Genomic DNA, 15,997 nt, shown 5'->3' with positions numbered 1-15,997 from the left:
TGGGATGACGAAGGCCCCCCGATGTGGAGTGGAGCTGTCTAAGAAACCACTTCACAAACAGGAGGCCTTCATGTCCCACGCTAATGCAGCCCTGACCCCCAAAGCACGTCTGAGAATCGCCAAGCTCATCGTTGACCAGCAGTGGAGCGTCTCCACCGCAGCGAAAATGTTCATGGTCTCCTGGCCCACCGCCAAACGCTGGGCCGACCGCTACCGAGCCCACGGCGCGGCCGGGATGGCCGACAAGCCCAGCAGACCCCGGACAAGTCCTGCACGCACCCCGCAGGCAGCGGTCAAACAAATCGTGGCACTGCGCTGGCGCAAGCGCTTGGGGCCCGTCCAGATCGCCTACCGGCTGGGCCTGGCTGCCTCGACGGTGCACGCAGTGCTGGTACGTTGCCGGATCAACAGGCTGCGCTATATCGACCGGGTCACCGGTGAGAAAATCCGCCGCTATGAGCACCCCTATCCGGGATCGATGATCCACGTGGACGTCACCAAATTCGGCAATATTCCCGACGGCGGCGGGCACCGGTTCGTGGGCCGGCAGGCCGGAGACAAGAACCGTGCAGCAACCCCGGACAAGCCCCGCAATGCGAACCACACCCCGAAAATGGGAACCGCCTTCGTGCACACGGTCATCGATGATCACTCGCGTATCGCCTATGCCGAGATTCATGATGATGAGAAGTCGGTAACGGCCATCGCGGTACTGGAACGGGCCGTGGCGTGGTTCGCTGCCCGTGACGTCGTCGTGGAGCGCGTGCTATCTGATAATGGGTCCGCCTACCGCTCGCATGCCTGGCGTGACGCCTGCGCCGAGCTGGCCATCACGCCCAAGCGGACCCGCCCTTACCGGCCCCAGACCAATGGGAAAATCGAGCGGTTCCATCGGACCCTGAACGACGGTTGGGCCTACGCCAGGTTCTATGGCAGCGAGGCCACCCGCCGCGAAGCACTGCCGGATTGGATCCATGCGTACAATCACCACAGGCCCCACACTGCAATCGGGAACCAGCCACCAATCAGCCGCTTAACTAACGTCTATGGGCAGTACAGCTAGGCGCCCCGGACCGGGGCCGGAAGGCTACTCGGTGAAGGCGCTGCGGGCCCAGTCGGGCCACCAGCGGGTTTCCTCGGCGCGGCGCTCCTGACGCTCCCATTCGGCGTCGCGGGCCGCCTTTTCCCGGGCGGCCTGCCGTTCTGCCGCGGCTTCCTTCTTCGCGGTCTTGGACTTCTGCTTCTTCCGGTCGGCCACCAAATGATCGGAATACTCTTCGAAGGTGGCCATGTCCTGCTGGTCCATCCGTTGTGCCGCCTTGGTGCCGACATAGCGCAGATGCCACGGCTCGAAGTTGTAGCCGGTGGTTTCGTGCTCGTCCTGGGGGTACCTGACGATGAAACCGTAGTCGGCGGCATGGGCGGCGATCCATTTGCCGGAGGGCAGATCGGCCAGGCAGGCCTTCAGGGCGCATTGGCCACTGGCGGCTCCGACGTCGGCGGAAAGCCCGAGCTGATGTTCGCTGGTTCCCGGCTTGGCCGAGATGCGTGCGGCATAGTCCTTGCCGTACTTCCTCGTGTACCGCTGGAAGAGGGCGAGCTGGTGGTCATAGGAGCGGTAGGCGCTGATGACCGTGAGTCGTTGCCCATCCCGGGCGCCGCCGGCGATGAGCTTCTTCATGGCCTTGGCGGCGCGGGGAACCATCTCGGTGCCGTTTCCGGAGACCGAGACCAGATCCTTGGGCGCGTAGTCGCGCGGCTGCAACGGATGATCCTTGTTGACCAGCACCAACGGGGAGGCGGGGTCGGTGCTGTAGGCGGCGTACTGGTGATCGGAGGTGGAGGACTTCGAATTCTTCCCGGGCGTCGCCTCTGCGGTGGCCGCGCTGGAGGGCGTGGCCTGGGTGCTTTGCAGGTCACCGACGGGGGAGGCCTGGGCCGTGGCGGCAGGCAGCAGGAAGGCAGCCGCGAGCGCGATGCTGGTCGCCACTGCGGGAAGACGGCGGAGCGTGTCGGGTGTAGTCATCATGGTGTGTGTGGTGCGTGGAGCAGCCTGCGGACCTCGCAGGGCCGTTCGACCCACCGAGCTACAGGATAACGCCGGGGGCCCGGCATAGGCTATTTTGGGAACCGTGCTGATATCTGACCGCGACATCCGGACCGAACTGGACAGCGGGCGCATCGGGTTGGACCCGTATGAGCCCGGGATGATCCAGCCCGCCAGCGTCGACGTCCGCCTGGACCGCTATTTCAGGCTTTTCGACAACCACAAATACGCCCATATCGACCCCTCGCAGGACCAACCGGAGCTGACCCGCCTGGTGGAAGTCGACCCCACCGAGGCGTTCGTCCTCCACCCGGGGGAATTCGTGCTCGGCTCGACCTACGAACGGGTCACGCTGCCCGACGACGTCGCGGCCCGGCTCGAAGGGAAGTCATCGCTGGGCCGGCTGGGACTGCTCACGCACTCCACCGCGGGCTTCATCGATCCAGGCTTCTCGGGGCATGTGACATTGGAACTGTCGAACATGGCGACCCTGCCGATCAAACTGTGGCCGGGATCGAAGATCGGCCAGCTTTGCTTCTTCAAGCTCACCTCGCCGACGGAGCACCCCTATGGTTCCGGACCCTACGGGAACCGCTACCAGGGCCAACGCGGTCCGACGGCGTCGCGGAGTCACCTGAACTTCCACCGCACCGACCTGCAGGCCTGAACCGGCTCAGCCGCGACCGGTGAACGGCATGCCGGTGGCCGTGATGACCAATGAGTCGACGGTGACCTCCAAGGGGAGTTCGGCCAGCTGCCTCACCGCCCGGGCCGCATGATGGACGTCGAAGACCGGCTCGTTCTTCGTGCTGCCGTCGGCCTGGAGGGTCCCGGTGGTGAATCCCGCCGTCAATTCGGTGGCGGTGTTGCCGATGTCGATTTGTGAGGCGGTGACCCGTGAGGTGCGCCCATCGAGGGCGATGGACTTCGTCAGCCCGGTGATGGCATGTTTCGTCGTCGTGTAGGCCACCGATTGCGGTCGCGGTGCGTGGGCGGAGATCGACCCGTTGTTGATGATCCTGCCGCCCTGCGGATCCTGGGACTTCATCGCCCTGACGGCCGCTGCGGCGCAGAGCATGCTGCCGGTCAGATTCACGGCCACCACGTCGTTCCAATCCGAAAGCGGGATCTCGTCGACCGAGGCGCGGGGGCCGAAGGCGCCGGCGTTGTTGAACAGGACGTCCACCCGGTTCCAGGTTCCGGTCACCGTCGAGAACAGGGCCTCGACCTGCTGGGGGTCGGTGATGTCCGTGGGGACGACCAGGGCCCGGTCGTTGGCCCGTGCCGTCTGTTCCAGGGCCCCGGACCGTCGTCCTGCCAGCGCGACGTACCAGCCGTGATCCAGTAGTTCATGGGCCACGGCCCGGCCGATCCCCGAGCCGGCACCGGTGACGACGGCGACACGGACGGTTGATTCCGGGGTGTTCGGGGGGATGGTCATGCGTTCTCCTGATCGGTTGAGGGGGTGGGTTTGCGCACCGGCAGCAGCAGGAGCAATCCGAACAGCAGGACCAGCATGATCCCGAGGATGCCGTAGCGCTGGGCGCCGCCTTCAGCCACGTGGCTCGTGGCCAGGACGATGGCCATGGTGAAGAAGCCCGGGGCCAGGAAGGAGACCGCGCGGCCGGTCGTGGCATACAGGCCGAAGAGCTCGCCTTCGCGGCCTTCGGCGGCCAGCCGGGCCAGAAACGCGCGGGACGAGGCCTGTGCGGGCCCGACGAACAGGGTCAGCATCAGGCCGAAGATCCAGAAGCCGGTGGCGTCGGGGGAAAGGAACACCCCCCCAGCGGCGACGAGCAGGCCCACGAGGGAGCCGATGATGACCGCCTTGGGGCCGATCTTGTCATCCAGCACCCCACCGACCAGGGCGCCCGCGGCAGCCACGAGGTTCCCGACGATGGCAAAGACGATCACTTCGGAGAGTTCGAAGCCGAAGGTTCCGGCGGCGATCACCCCGCCGAAGGCGAAGACGGCGGCCAGCCCATCGCGGAACACGGCCGAAGCGATGAGGAAGAAGACCGTGTTCCGCTCGGTGCGCCAGAGCGAGGCGACGTTGCGGCCCAGCTGTCTGTAGGACTCCAGGATGCTGACCTTGGCCATCTTCTGCCGCCGGGAGACCTCGGGGACGGCGAAGAGCACCGGCAGCCCGAAACCGAAGAACCAGAGGGCGGAGAAGACCGCGACCAGCCGGATGTTCAAGGCGTTGTCGGTGTTGGAACCCGGCCAGTCGACCACGGGCTGGACGAAGAGGAACAAGACCAGGGACAAGGCCAGGATGCCACCGACGTAGCCCATGCCCCATCCGAAGCCCGAGATCTTGCCGATGGTCTTCGGGGTGGAGATCTGCGGGAGCATGGCGTTGTAGTTGACGCCGGCGAATTCGGAAAAGACGCTGGCTGCGGCGATGAGACCGACCCCCAGCACCAGGAAGCGCGGATCGGGGAAGACGAAGAAGGCGGCGGCGGTGGCCAGGGCCACCAGGGCCGTGTTCACGCCCAGCCAGAAGCGGCGGCGGCCGCCCGCATCCGACCGCTGGCCGGTCACCGGGGCCAACAGGGCGATCGTGAAACCGGCGACGGTCAGCGCCAGCGACAGCGCGGAGGTGTTGGAATCGGTATCCCCGAACGCGGAACTGGTCAGGTAGACGGTGAACACGAAGGTCGTCATCACCGCGTTGATCGCCGAGGCGCCCCAGTCCCAGGAGGCCCAGGCAATGACTTGTTTCGAAATCGTTCGTGCTCCGCGCTCGGGCAGCGCCGTGGGCGTGGCGTTCGGGCTCATTCCTGAAGCGTAACGCCCTGCGCGAAATTACCGGCCTATTAAGGTGCTTTCTACGGAATCGGATTGATGAACTGTTAAACTAAATTAATTACCTGACCGAGTGCTGCAGTGTCGAACCATGCGTGGCCCAGAACCCCTCAGGAGAACATCGTGGCCGTGGTCCTCATCGCGCTCTTTGCGGTGAGCGCCGTGGCGCCGCTTTTGTTCCGCCGCTTCGGCCGGGCTTCGTTCTATCTCCTCGGTGCCGTCCCCGCCGCCGCATTCGTGTGGCTGCTGGTCAACTTTGATTCCTTCATCTCCGCCGACCAATCGGCGGCCGCCGGGGAACCGAATGCGCCACCTGGATTACTGCTCCATTGGATCCCCGTCCTGCAACTGGACCTGGCTTTCCGGATGGATGCGTTGGCCGCGGTCCTGAGCTTGCTGATCCTGGGCGTCGGTGCGCTGGTGTTGTTCTACTGCGCGCGCTATTTCAAGAACGAGGACGCCAACATCGGGCCCTTCGGCGCCCAGCTGCTGGCCTTCGCCGGGGCCATGTTCGGGCTGGTGATCGCCGATGACCTGATCCTCCTGTTCATCTTCTGGGAAATCACGACGATCCTGTCCTATCTGCTGGTCGGCTTCGCCCGGACCCGCATCTTCGCCCGCCGCTCCGCCCTGCAGGCGCTGCTGGTGACCACCTTCGGCGGATTGGCCATGCTGCTGGGCCTGGTGATGATCGGCCAGACCGCCGGCACCTACCGGCTCTCCGAAATCATGGCCATGGCCCCGGAACTGGCCTCGCGCGGAACCCTCATCGATATCGCCATCGCCCTGGTGCTTCTCGGGGCCGTGAGTAAATCGGCACTGGTACCCTTCCATTTCTGGCTCCCCGGTGCCATGGCCGCACCAACCCCGGTATCCGCCTACCTCCATGCCGCCGCCATGGTGAAAGCAGGGGTCTACCTGGTGGCCCGCCTGGCCCCCGGATTCTCCGGGACCACCTACTGGGACGGGATGATCATCGGGCTGGGGCTGGCGACCATGCTCGTCGGTGGCTGGAGGGCCCTGCGACAGACCGACATCAAACTGGTGCTGGCCTACGGGACCGTCTCCCAGCTGGGTTTCATCATGTTGGTGGTGGGGCAGGGCACCGCGGATGCCGCCCTCGCCGGGCTGGCCCTGATGCTGGCCCACGGTTTCTTCAAGGCGGCATTGTTCCTGGTCGTGGGGATCATCGACCACCAGGCGGGAACCCGCGACGTGAGACTGCTGTCGGGACTGTGGCGGACCGCTCCGAAACTGTTCGTCGTGGCGGTGATCTCGGCGGCTTCGATGGCCGGCATCCCACCGCTGTATGGCTTCGTCGCCAAGGAATCGGTGCTCGAGGTCCTATTGGCCGGTGCTCATGACATCGCGGGGATCATCGTGTTCCTGGGGGTGCTGCTCGGCTCCGTCTTCACCGTCGCCTACAGCGCACGATTCATCTGGGGCGGCTTCGCTTCCAAACCGGGCATGCCGGCCACGGCGTTCAAGGCCGTCCCGTGGTCCTTCCTGGCGGCGCCGGCGGTCCTGACCGCGGCAACAGTGGTGTTCGGGTTCCTCCCGACGCCGCTGGGGAAGGCTGCGGCCGGATTCGCCTCGTTGTTCCCGGCCTCCGAGCACCCGGTCCAGCTGGCCCTATGGCACGGTCCGACCCCGGTGCTGGGCTTCTCGGTGCTCGTCATCGCCGCCGGGCTGCTGGTGCATCGGTGGCGGGCCGGATTCGGCGCCCTGCAGTCCCGCGTCCCGGCCCTGCTCGAAGCCGAGCAGGTGTACAAGTGGTCGCTGAACGCGGTCGACGAGGTCTCCGTCTGGACCACCGGGCGGACCCAGCGTGGTTCGCTGCCGTTCTACCTGGGCGTCATCCTCCTGGTTGCCCTGGTGGTCCCGGCGGTCGCGGGGCTGACCAACCAGACACCCCTGCCGGAGAACATCGTCTGGTTCGACACCCCCGCCCAACTGATCGCCGGACTCTGCATGATCGTCGGGGCCCTGGCGGCCATCCGGGCCAACCGGCGCTTCCTGGCCGTGTTGATGGTCTCCGTCACCGGGTACGGCATGGCCTTCATCTTCGCCCTGCAGGGTGCCCCGGACCTGGCGCTGACCCAATTGCTGGTGGAAACGATCGTCCTGGTGGCGATGGTGCTGGCGCTGCGGGTGCTTCCCCCACCGCTCTGGACGCTGAACCCCACGGGGCACCGCATGGCGCGGGCCCTGCTGGGGATCGGGTTCGGGGTGGCGATGATCGGCATCGCCGCAGCCGCCATGGCCTCACGTACCGCGGACCCGGTGTCGCTGTCCTTCCCGGAACTGGCCTATTTCGGCGGGGCCGGCAAGAACATCGTCAACGTCACCCTCGTGGACATCCGTGTCTGGGACACCTTCGGGGAGATCACCGTGTTGGCCGTGGCCGCCACCGGGGTGGCCTCGCTGATCTTCGTCCGCGGCCGGGGCGACATCAGGCACCGGGTGGTCGAGGCGGAACCCGGATCCGTGGGGCGGGCCAGACCACAGCCCGGCGGCACCCGCGCCGCGGCGGCCCTGGCGACCGCCCGGCATTTCGCCCAGTCGGCGAAGGACGCCTGGCTGGTGGCCGGCAAGACGCTGGCCCCCGAACGCCGGTCCATCATCTTCGAAGTGGTTGCCCGGCTGGTCTTCCACACGATCATCATCTTCTCCATCTACCTCCTGCTGGCCGGACATAATTCCCCCGGCGGCGGATTCGCCGGCGGGCTGTTGGCCGGACTGGCCCTGACCATCCGTTATCTGGCCGGCGGGCGGTTCGAACTCGCCGAAGCCACCCCCATCAGCCCCGGCACGTTGCTGGGCCTCGGTCTGGCCACCTCGGCCCTCTCCGGCGTCGTCCCCCTGCTGCTGGGCGGCCAACTGTTCCAGACCGCGGTCCTTGAATTCGCCCTGCCCGTCTTCGGGGAGCAGAAATTCGTCACCTCCACGTTCTTCGACATCGGGGTGTACCTGGTGGTGGTGGGGCTGGTCGTGGACGTGCTGCGCAGCCTCGGCTCGGAGATCGATGAGAAGACCGAGAAGCGCGGACTGCTCTCCGGCGGGGTGCGCCGGCCTCGCCGGCCCGTCGTCCAACGGGCGGGGGACCGGCAATGAGTGTGAACATGACCCTGCTGATCGTGATGGGCGTGCTCTTCGCGGCGGGGATCTACCTGTTGCTCGAACGCAGTCTGACCCGGGTGCTGCTGGGCATCATCCTGGTCGGCAACGGGGTGAACCTGCTGATCCTGGCCGCCGGCGGGCGCAGCGGGCTCGCCCCCCTCTACGAGGCGGGGACCCCGGCGGAGGACTATGCCGACCCGCTTCCGCAGGCGCTGATCCTCACCGCCATCGTCATCACCTTCGCGGTCACCGCGTTCCTGCTGGCCATGATCTACCGGTCCTGGGTCATCGCCCGCCGGGACGAACTCACCGACGACGCCGAGGACCGCCGGGTAGCCTCCAAGGACACCTTCGACTTCGAGGAGGACTCCGAAGTCGAGCTGGAGACCTCGGAGTTCCCGGCCGATATCGATGACGAGGGGGAGGGGGTCCACACCGAGGAATCGCGGAGGGCGGCGGCCGCCCGGGTCGCCGGGGAACGGCTGGCCAGCGAACTGCGGCAGGCCTCCTCCGAGGAGAGTGCGGGAACCAACAACAAACGACGCAACAGGAAGGCCCGATGATGGAGGACCTGGCCGCGATCGACGTCGCCCCCCTGGCGGTGCTGCTGCCCATCCTGGGCGCCGCCCTGGCCTTCGTGCTGCGACGGCACCCGCTGGCCCAGCGCACCGCGACGATCGGGACCCTGTGCCTGACCCTCGCCCTGGAATCCTGGCTCCTGGTATCGGCCTGGAGACATGGGGCGCAAGCGGTCGTCATCGGCGGATGGGCCCCACCGTTCGGGATCTCCATGGTGGTCGACGAGTTCTCCGCACTGATGCTCGTGGTCTCCACGGCGGTCAGCCTGACCGTGCTGCTCTACGCCACCGGCCAAGGCATGGCCGACGGGGACGAGGACGGGCCCATCTCGGTGTTCCACCCCGCCTACCTGATCCTGGTCGCCGGGGTGTCCAACGCCTTTCTGGCCGGCGACCTGTTCAACCTCTACGTCGGTTTCGAAATCCTGCTGACCGCCTCCTACGTGCTGCTGACCCTGGGCGGGACCACGGCCCGGATCCGTGCGGGGGTCACCTATGTGGTGGTCTCGGTGGTCTCCTCGATCCTGTTCCTGCTGGCGATCGGGCTGGTCTACGCCGCGACCGGGACCGTGAACATGGCCGATCTGGCCGGCAAGCTCGCCGAGATCGACCCCGGAACCCAACAGATCCTGCATGTGATGCTGCTGGTCGCCTTCGGCGTCAAGGCCGCGGTGTTCCCGCTGTCCTTCTGGCTCCCCGACTCCTACCCGACGGCTCCTGCGCCGGTGACGGCCGTGTTCGCCGGCCTGCTGACCAAGGTGGGTGTCTATGCGATCATCCGGACCGAAACCCTGCTCTTCCCCGGGGGCCGGCTGAACACGGCGCTGCTGGTGGTCGCCCTGCTGACCATGCTCGTGGGGATCCTCGGCGCCCTCGCCCAGGCCGACTTCAAACGCATGCTCTCCTTCACGTTGACCAGCCACATCGGCTACATGATGTTCGGGGTCGCCACCGGCAGCGCCGTCGCCCTGGCGGCCACCGTCTACTACGTGGCCCACCACATCATCGTGCAGACCTCGCTGTTCCTGGTCGCCGGGCTGATGGAACGCCGGGGCGGGACCTCGAACGTGGACCGGCTCGGGTCGTTGGCCAAGCTGTCACCGGTGCTGGCGGTACTGTTCTTCATCCCGGCGATGAACCTGGCCGGCATCCCGCCGTTCTCCGGGTTCCTGGGCAAGGTCGGGTTGCTGCGCGGCGGCGTGGACCTGGGGACCCCGCTGGCCTGGGTCCTGCTGGCCGGGGCCCTGGTGACCTCCCTGCTGACCCTGTTGGCCGTCGCCCGGGTCTGGAACCGGGCGTTCTGGCGTCGCGCCGAGGACGCCGAGGACGCCGACCCGATCCTGCTGATCGCCGCGGAGGAGGCCCGCCGTCCCGCCACCGGGACGACCGGCGTCAAAACCCAGCCACATCGCCTGAGCGGACGGGGGGATGCGGCCGTGCTGCCCCCGACCATGGTCTTCGCCACCGGGGTGCTGGTGGCCCTGGGGGTGGCCCTGACCATCTTCGCCGGGCCGCTCTTCGACCTGGCCGACCAGGCCTCGCAGCAGATGCTCGAACGCACGCCCTACATCGAGGCCGTCCTGGGCGCCTCCGAGACGGGAGGCGGACGATGAGCCCGCACCGGCATCCGCGTCCGGCACGGCCCTCGGAACTGCTCACCGGGGCCCGCAGCGCCCGGACCAGGGCACGACGGCGTCGTGCCCGCTTCCTGATCGAACTTCCCCTGATGTTGTGGCTGGTCCTGGTGTGGGGCGCCCTCTGGCGGGACTTCAGCCCCGGGAACCTGATTTTCGGGTTCGTCATCGCCCTGGGGGTGGTGACGACCTTCAAACTGCCTCCCGTGGAGCTCTCCGGCCGGTTCAACCCCTGGCAGGGGCTGGTGTTCACGGTGTTGTTCCTGCGTGAAATCGTGCGGGCGAGCATCCAGGTGGTGCTCGTGGTCCTCCGGCGCGGGCCGAAGGTGCGCAACGCGGTCATCGGCATCCGCATGCGCAGCCAGGAAGACCTCATGGCCACGGTCCTGGGGCATGTGCTGACCCTCATCCCGGGGTCCTTCGTCGTGGAGATCGACCGGACGACCTCCACGCTTTACCTGCACGTGCTGGACATCAACACCGTCCAGGAGGCCGAGGACTTCCGGCGGCAGGTCAGGTCCATCGAAGCGAGGATCATCCGGATGATGGGCAGCCGGGAGGAACTGGCGGCCCTGGACGCCGAGGGCCCCGCAGGCCCCGACCCCGCAGCACGAGCGAACCGATCGATGAAGGAGCACCCATGATCATCGTCGCTGCCTGGATCGCCGGGGTCGCCCTGGCGCTTGGCGCCGTCATGGCACTGATCCGGTTGGCCAGGGGCCCGTCGATCCTGGACCGGACTCTGGCCCTGGACGTCCTGTTGATCATCATCCTGTGCGGACTCTGCGTGGACATGGTCGTGAACCGGCATCTGAACCACATCGTGTTCATCGTCGTCGGGTCGCTGGTGGCCTTCATCGGTTCGGTCACCATCGCCCGCTACGTCACCGATCGGAGGGGGCAATGATCGTGCTTGGACTGACCGAGGGCGGGATGCTGGACCAGGTCCTGGACTGGATCGTGGTGATCAGCATGGTCTCCGGGGCTCTGCTGTCCGTGGCCGCAGGCATCGGCCTGCTGCGTTTCCCGGACCTCTTCTCCCGCATGCACGCGGCCACGAAACCGCAGGTCCTGGGATTGTTCCTGATGCTGCTCTCCGTCGCCCTGCAGATCAGGGCCTGGTCCGCGGTGCCGATACTGGTGCTGGCCTGGTTCTTCCAGCTGCTCACCGCCCCGGTGACCGCCCATATGGTCGGTCGTGCCGGCTACCGGACCCGGCACCTCAAACAGGAGACGCTGGTCCTCGACGACCTCAATGAAGTGGTCTCCGAGGCCCAGCGCCGCCTGGACGAAGGCCGCTGACGAGGATCAGACCTCGTCGGCCGTGTGGTTGAAGCGGGCAATGGCCCGCTGCGTGCCACGGTTGGTCAGGACCTGGATCACTGCGGACACCACGGCGGAGACCACAGCGAACCCGAGCGCATGACGCATCGATGCCTCGGCCTGGGCTTCCTTGTCGTTCGGCTTCGGGGGGTTCTCTCCGGTGACCTTGTACCAGATGGTGTCCACGAGCTTGCCGCCGACGAAGCCGGCGCCGATCGACACGACCGCGCCGACGATCTTCAATAATGCGTTCACGAACGATTCTCCCGTCGGTAGGTGATTACCTGCCCAGCATAACGCGCTGTAGACTCGGCCCTACTGAATCACCTACGACAGGGGAGCGTCGCCGACCGGCCACGGCCGGAATCTTCGACGCTGAGAGTGCGGAACACCGCAGACCCTCGAACCTGCTCCGGCTCGTACCGGCGAAGGGAGTCGAGAATCTCAGGACCCGCGGAACCGCCGCGGGGTCCTCCCCTCCTTGGACCCAAGGAGGAACACCACATGAGCAGCACCCTCTCGGCGGCACCGACCGCCCGTTACACCTGGCGCGTCGTGGACATCGTCGTCGCCTCCGTCATCGCCGTGGCCTCCGGGGTGATCTTCTGGGCCTGGAACACCACCCACCACGCCTTCGACTTCATCTTCGTGGCCTTCCCGCCCTCATCCGCCCTGCTGGCCGGAATGTGGCTCTTCCCCGCCGTCCTGGGGGCACTGATCATCCGCAAACCAGGGGCCGCACTGTTCTGCGAGATGGTAGCCGCGGTCGTTTCCTCGCTCCTGGGCTCCGAATACGGCTGGACGGTCTGGGCCTCGGGGATCATCCAGGGCCTCGGCGCCGAAATCGTCTTCGCCGTGCTGCTCTACCGCCGCTGGTCGCTGCCGGTGGCGCTGTTCGCCGGGCTGCTGACCGGGATCTTCGGTGGAGTGAACGACGCCTTCGTCTTCTCCTGGTTCCCCGACTACACCGAGAGCATGAAACTGGCCTATGTGGTGTTCATGGCCATTTCGGGCCTGGTCATCGCCGGATTGGGATCCTGGGCACTGACCCGGGCCCTGTCGCGAACCGGGGCCTTGTCCTCGATGGCGTCGCGGAAGGCCGCCCAGGAACGGGTCCTGGGTTGAACCGATGACACATGATGCACCGACCGGGGCCCGGGGCCCTTCACCGGCCACCGGGGTCGGCGACGTCCGCGCGGCGGCGGTCAGGGCCAGCGGTTGGGGATGGCAGCATGCCGGACGCGAGGAGCCCGCCGTGCTGGGGCTGGACCTGGACATCGACGCCGGGGAGAAGGTGTTGCTCGTCGGCCCGTCCGGGGCCGGTAAATCGACCCTCATGCATGCCCTGGCCGGGGTGTTGCAGGACGATGAGGACAACGCCTCCGCAGGGGAACTGCTCATCGATGGCCGACCCGCCGCGGCCGCCCACGGCCGGACCGGGCTGATGCAGCAGGACCCCGAGACCCAGATCGTCCAGGCCCGGGTGGGGGACGACGTCGCCTTCGGGGCGGAAAACCTTTCGGTGGATCCGGAACTGATCTGGCCCCGCGTCATCGAATCCCTGCACGCCGTCGGGCTCAGCCTGCCCCTGGACCACCCCACCTCCTCCCTGTCGGGGGGACAGAAGCAACGACTGGCCCTGGCCGGGATCCTGGCCATGCGCCCGGGACTGGTCCTGCTGGACGAACCCACCGCGAACCTCGACCCCGAGGGGGTGCTGGAGGTCCGTGACGCAGTGATCGACGCCGTGGGCGCCAGCGGGGCGACGATGATCATCGTCGAACACCGGCTGGCGGCCTGGGCCGACGCCGTGGACCGCGTGATCGTCCTGGAGCCCGGCGGCGGCATCGCCTACCAGGGCACACCGGCCCGGCTCTTCGCCCCCGGACCCATCCGGGACCGGCTCATCGACGCCGGGGTCTGGGTTCCCGGCCACACTCCCGTGCTGCCGGCCCGGCCGAAGCCGGCAGCACCGGCCGCCGGCCTGTTGAGGGGACGGGGGTTGGCCGTGTCCAGAACGGCCCAGGGTCCTGCCGCCGTATCGGGTCTTGACCTGCGGATCGACGCCGGGCAGGCGCTGTGCATCACCGGGGCCAACGGGGCGGGCAAATCAACACTGGCGTTGACCCTGGCCGGGCTGCTGCCCGAACGGGCCGGCAGCGTCGCCGCCCTGCCGGGCCTCAGCGGCGACCAGGGCGCCGCGGGGGCCTCCGACCCCGGGGACGCCGACCGGCCCTACCGGTGGCGGGCCGGGGAACTGGTCGCCCGGATCGGCACCGTCTTCCAGGAGCCCGAGCACCAATTCGTCACCGCCACCGTGCGCGAGGAACTGGCCTTCGGCCCACGACGGGCCCGCAGACCGGGGTCGAAGACCCGGCTGTACACCGACGAGGAAATCACCGGACGGGTCGATGAGCTGTTGGACCGGTTGGGGCTGAGGCATCTGGCCGAGGCGAACCCGTTCACCCTCTCGGGAGGCGAAAAGCGCCGGCTGTCGGTGGCCACCGTGCTCGCCGCCCGCCCCCGACTACTGATCCTCGACGAACCGACCTTCGGCCAGGATGCCAATACCTGGAGGGAACTGGCGCTGTTGCTGCGCGAACAACTCCAGGACGGCGTCGCCGTCGTCGCGGTCACGCACGATGCGGGCTTCGCCGCCGCCTTGGGGGCTTCCACGGTCGAGGTCGTCGCCGATCGACGCCCCTGCCGGGAACCGGGCAGGACCACACCGCAGGGCCCGGACCCCACCACCGCCCGGGCCTCCGGGGGGATGCCGGGGCTGGAACCCGATGCCGGGGCCCGGGCGAGCTTCTTCGGGCTGTGCAACCCGTTGGCCAAGCTTGCTGCGGTGGTGCTGGCCACGGTGCCGTTGATCGCCTCCCTGGACCTGGTGACCTCCAGCATCGTCGTCCTCGCCAGCCTGCTGCTGCTCCGGCTCGGGGGGATCGCCCCGGGACGCTTCCTCCTGCGGGCGTGGCCTTTACTGGTGGCGGCCCTGTTTGCCGCCTGGGGCACCGCGCTGGTCGGCAACGATGCCGGCGCGGTCCTGCTGGACCTGGGGGTGGCCACGATCAGCGAGGGGTCCCTGGTCTCCGGGGTGGCCACCGGACTGCGGATCTTCGCGGTAGCGGTTCCCGCGGTCATCGTCCTCTCGAGCACCGACCCCACCGATCTGGCCAATGCCCTGGCCCAACAAGCCAGGCTTCCGCACCGTTTCGTGTTGGGTGCCTTGGCCGGGATGCGCCTGATCGGGCTGCTGGCCGAGGAATGGGTGACGTTGGGCATGGCCCGCCGGGCCCGGGGCGTGGGCGCCCAAGGAGGATTCGTGCAGCGTCTGCGGGCCAATGCGGGGCAGAGCCTGGGGCTGATGGTCCAGGCCATCCGCCGCGCCTCGCGGCTGGCGGTCACGATGGAGGCCAAGGGCTTCGGCGGGACCCACCGCACCTGGGCGCGGACCGCCACCTTCTCCTGGCGGGACGGGGCCCTGGTGGCCGGAGGCCTGTCCCTGGGGGTGGTGGCCACGGCGGCCGCCCTGCTCACCGGCGCCTGGAACCTCGTCTGGGGCTAGCCGGTCCTAGCCGACGGCTTCGAGCAGGGCCGCCAGTTCGGTGCCCAGGGCCCGATCCCGGGAGATCGGGGTGCCATCGATCGAGGTGACCGGGGCCAGCAGCCGGAGGCTGGAGACCAGCCATACGGCGTCGGCATCGAACAGGTCCGCCGGTTCCAACGGGCCGTAGCCCAACGTCCAGCCGGCGGCTTCGGCGGCCGCGAAGATCGCGCCCTGGGTGGTTCCGGGAAGGATTCCGGTCTCCACCATCGGGGTCACCAGCTGCTTGACCCCGTTCACTCGGGTGGCCAGCAGCACCGTGGAGGTCGGCCCCTCGAGCACGCGTCCGTCGCTGGAGGTGAAGATGACGTCCTCCGCCCCCAGTGTGTGGGCATGACGCAGGGCGGCCATGTTCACCGCGTAGGAAAGCGTCTTGGCGCCCTGGAGCAGCCACGGGGCCCGTTCGGCCAACGAGGAGTCGTAACCGCGGTCCAGGAGCACGACGGCGACACCCTCGGTGCGTTGGCGGCGTCCGGACTCCGGGGCGGGGGAGACGGTGACCCAGGCGGTGCCGTGGGGCTGGTCCTCCGGGCCCCGGGTGGCGATCAGTTTCACCACGGCCTCATCGGGGTCCTCCGGGTCCGCGGTACGCTCCTGGTCATACCGGGCCACCGCGGTGGCGATGGCCGCCCGCCAGGACTGCTCCCCGGGCAGGTCCAGGTCGCAGCTGGCCGCCGAGCCCCTGAGCCGGGAGAGGTGGGCGTCCAGTTTCCGTACGGCGCCGGCGGTATACAACATGGACTCGAAGACCCCGTCGCCGCGGATGACCCCCTGATCGGTGACGAGCAACTGCGCGGCGGAGGCATCGGCGAGGCGGCCGGCCGGCCTGGAGGGGTCCAAGAACACCAAGACTGTCATGGGCCAAGAATACCCTTGCGGT

The 15,997-nt window shown here is 67.9% G+C and carries 15 protein-coding genes and 1 riboswitch; of the genes, 10 read left to right on the top strand and 5 right to left on the bottom strand.

Features of this window, described 5'->3' with window-relative positions; genetic code table 11:
- The first annotated feature begins 70 nt into the window (after positions 1-70).
- Positions 71-1,063: an IS481 family transposase gene (locus AC3ZI9_RS13985; protein ID WP_489923586.1), complete on the top strand. Its 993-nt coding sequence runs from the start codon at positions 71-73 to the stop codon at positions 1,061-1,063.
- 24 nt (positions 1,064-1,087) lie between these two features.
- Here AC3ZI9_RS13985 and AC3ZI9_RS13980 read toward each other — a convergent pair whose 3' ends face one another.
- Positions 1,088-2,029 (bottom strand): M15 family metallopeptidase, encoded by a 942-nt coding sequence (locus AC3ZI9_RS13980; RefSeq protein WP_444554861.1) that lies wholly within the window; start codon positions 2,027-2,029, stop codon positions 1,088-1,090.
- A gap of 103 nt (positions 2,030-2,132) precedes the next feature.
- Between AC3ZI9_RS13980 and dcd the strand changes: the two genes are divergently transcribed.
- On the top strand, positions 2,133-2,714 hold the full coding sequence (dcd, locus tag AC3ZI9_RS13975) for a dCTP deaminase (protein WP_444554862.1): 582 nt from the start codon (positions 2,133-2,135) through the stop codon (positions 2,712-2,714).
- A 6-nt stretch (positions 2,715-2,720) separates the two neighbouring features.
- Here the strand turns inward: dcd and AC3ZI9_RS13970 are convergent, their stop codons facing one another.
- Together AC3ZI9_RS13970 and AC3ZI9_RS13965 are read right to left on the bottom strand one after the other, a co-directional pair.
- A complete protein-coding gene (locus AC3ZI9_RS13970) occupies positions 2,721-3,488 on the bottom strand; it encodes an SDR family oxidoreductase (protein ID WP_444566928.1) in 768 nt (255 codons plus the stop codon).
- A complete protein-coding gene (locus tag AC3ZI9_RS13965; protein WP_444566927.1) occupies positions 3,485-4,828 on the bottom strand; it encodes an MFS transporter in 1,344 nt (447 codons plus the stop codon). Before AC3ZI9_RS13965 ends, AC3ZI9_RS13970 begins: the two co-directional genes overlap by 4 nt.
- A 150-nt stretch (positions 4,829-4,978) precedes the next feature.
- Between AC3ZI9_RS13965 and AC3ZI9_RS13960 the strand changes: the two genes are divergently transcribed.
- From AC3ZI9_RS13960 to mnhG, 6 genes are read left to right on the top strand one after another with little or no spacing between them, the layout of a single operon-like run.
- Positions 4,979-7,969 (top strand): Na+/H+ antiporter subunit A, encoded by a 2,991-nt coding sequence (locus AC3ZI9_RS13960; protein ID WP_444566926.1) that lies wholly within the window; start codon positions 4,979-4,981, stop codon positions 7,967-7,969.
- The gene (locus AC3ZI9_RS13955) at positions 7,966-8,538 is read left to right on the top strand and encodes a Na(+)/H(+) antiporter subunit C (RefSeq protein ID WP_444566925.1); all 573 of its coding nucleotides are present in this window, start codon (positions 7,966-7,968) and stop codon (positions 8,536-8,538) included. Before AC3ZI9_RS13960 ends, AC3ZI9_RS13955 begins: the two co-directional genes overlap by 4 nt.
- A complete protein-coding gene (locus tag AC3ZI9_RS13950; protein WP_444566924.1) occupies positions 8,535-10,166 on the top strand; it encodes a Na+/H+ antiporter subunit D in 1,632 nt (543 codons plus the stop codon). The genes AC3ZI9_RS13955 and AC3ZI9_RS13950 overlap by 4 nt, the downstream gene beginning before the upstream one ends.
- A complete protein-coding gene (locus AC3ZI9_RS13945; RefSeq protein WP_444566923.1) occupies positions 10,163-10,831 on the top strand; it encodes a Na+/H+ antiporter subunit E in 669 nt (222 codons plus the stop codon). The genes AC3ZI9_RS13950 and AC3ZI9_RS13945 overlap by 4 nt, the downstream gene beginning before the upstream one ends.
- On the top strand, positions 10,828-11,094 hold the full coding sequence (locus AC3ZI9_RS13940; RefSeq protein ID WP_444554869.1) for an MrpF/PhaF family protein: 267 nt from the start codon (positions 10,828-10,830) through the stop codon (positions 11,092-11,094). Before AC3ZI9_RS13945 ends, AC3ZI9_RS13940 begins: the two co-directional genes overlap by 4 nt.
- Positions 11,091-11,489, top strand: coding sequence for a monovalent cation/H(+) antiporter subunit G (mnhG, locus tag AC3ZI9_RS13935; protein ID WP_444566922.1), 399 nt, complete (start codon positions 11,091-11,093; stop codon positions 11,487-11,489). The genes AC3ZI9_RS13940 and mnhG overlap by 4 nt, the downstream gene beginning before the upstream one ends.
- Positions 11,490-11,495: 6 nt before the next feature.
- Here mnhG and AC3ZI9_RS13930 read toward each other — a convergent pair whose 3' ends face one another.
- Entirely contained in the window at positions 11,496-11,765 is a 270-nt protein-coding gene (locus tag AC3ZI9_RS13930) for a DUF4235 domain-containing protein (RefSeq protein WP_444566921.1), read from the bottom strand.
- A gap of 69 nt (positions 11,766-11,834) precedes the next feature.
- Positions 11,835-11,961: riboswitch (TPP riboswitch) on the top strand.
- Between the two features lie 53 nt (positions 11,962-12,014).
- Between AC3ZI9_RS13930 and AC3ZI9_RS13925 the strand changes: the two genes are divergently transcribed.
- Both AC3ZI9_RS13925 and AC3ZI9_RS13920 read left to right on the top strand, forming a co-directional pair.
- Positions 12,015-12,635: an ECF transporter S component gene (locus AC3ZI9_RS13925; protein ID WP_444554872.1), complete on the top strand. Its 621-nt coding sequence runs from the start codon at positions 12,015-12,017 to the stop codon at positions 12,633-12,635.
- A 4-nt stretch (positions 12,636-12,639) separates the two neighbouring features.
- The gene (locus tag AC3ZI9_RS13920) at positions 12,640-15,078 is read left to right on the top strand and encodes an ATP-binding cassette domain-containing protein (RefSeq protein WP_444566920.1); all 2,439 of its coding nucleotides are present in this window, start codon (positions 12,640-12,642) and stop codon (positions 15,076-15,078) included.
- A gap of 6 nt (positions 15,079-15,084) precedes the next feature.
- On the opposite strand, the gene AC3ZI9_RS13915 is transcribed toward AC3ZI9_RS13920, so the two are convergent.
- Positions 15,085-15,975 carry an aminodeoxychorismate lyase gene (locus AC3ZI9_RS13915; RefSeq protein ID WP_444566919.1) on the bottom strand — a complete coding sequence of 297 codons (891 nt, stop codon included), beginning with the start codon at positions 15,973-15,975 and terminating at the stop codon, positions 15,085-15,087.
- Between the last annotated feature and the right edge of the window lie 22 nt (positions 15,976-15,997).

This window comes from Arthrobacter sp. AOP36-F1-5 (assembly GCF_058137995.1).
This window is presented reverse-complemented; position numbering and strand designations above follow the sequence as displayed.

What these genes read in the sequence shown, in the direction of transcription:
- AC3ZI9_RS13985 (WP_489923586.1), top strand. Translation starts at nt 71, where the DNA reads ATGTCCCACGCTAATGCAGCCCTGACCCCCAAAGCACGTCTGAGAATC.
- AC3ZI9_RS13980 (WP_444554861.1), bottom strand. Translation starts at nt 2,029, where the DNA reads ATGATGACTACACCCGACACGCTCCGCCGTCTTCCCGCAGTGGCGACC.
- AC3ZI9_RS13970 (WP_444566928.1), bottom strand. Translation starts at nt 3,488, where the DNA reads ATGACCATCCCCCCGAACACCCCGGAATCAACCGTCCGTGTCGCCGTC.
- AC3ZI9_RS13965 (WP_444566927.1), bottom strand. Translation starts at nt 4,828, where the DNA reads ATGAGCCCGAACGCCACGCCCACGGCGCTGCCCGAGCGCGGAGCACGA.
- AC3ZI9_RS13955 (WP_444566925.1), top strand. Translation starts at nt 7,966, where the DNA reads ATGAGTGTGAACATGACCCTGCTGATCGTGATGGGCGTGCTCTTCGCG.
- AC3ZI9_RS13950 (WP_444566924.1), top strand. Translation starts at nt 8,535, where the DNA reads ATGATGGAGGACCTGGCCGCGATCGACGTCGCCCCCCTGGCGGTGCTG.
- AC3ZI9_RS13945 (WP_444566923.1), top strand. Translation starts at nt 10,163, where the DNA reads ATGAGCCCGCACCGGCATCCGCGTCCGGCACGGCCCTCGGAACTGCTC.
- AC3ZI9_RS13940 (WP_444554869.1), top strand. Translation starts at nt 10,828, where the DNA reads ATGATCATCGTCGCTGCCTGGATCGCCGGGGTCGCCCTGGCGCTTGGC.
- mnhG (WP_444566922.1), top strand. Translation starts at nt 11,091, where the DNA reads ATGATCGTGCTTGGACTGACCGAGGGCGGGATGCTGGACCAGGTCCTG.
- AC3ZI9_RS13925 (WP_444554872.1), top strand. Translation starts at nt 12,015, where the DNA reads ATGAGCAGCACCCTCTCGGCGGCACCGACCGCCCGTTACACCTGGCGC.
- AC3ZI9_RS13920 (WP_444566920.1), top strand. Translation starts at nt 12,640, where the DNA reads ATGACACATGATGCACCGACCGGGGCCCGGGGCCCTTCACCGGCCACC.
- AC3ZI9_RS13915 (WP_444566919.1), bottom strand. Translation starts at nt 15,975, where the DNA reads ATGACAGTCTTGGTGTTCTTGGACCCCTCCAGGCCGGCCGGCCGCCTC.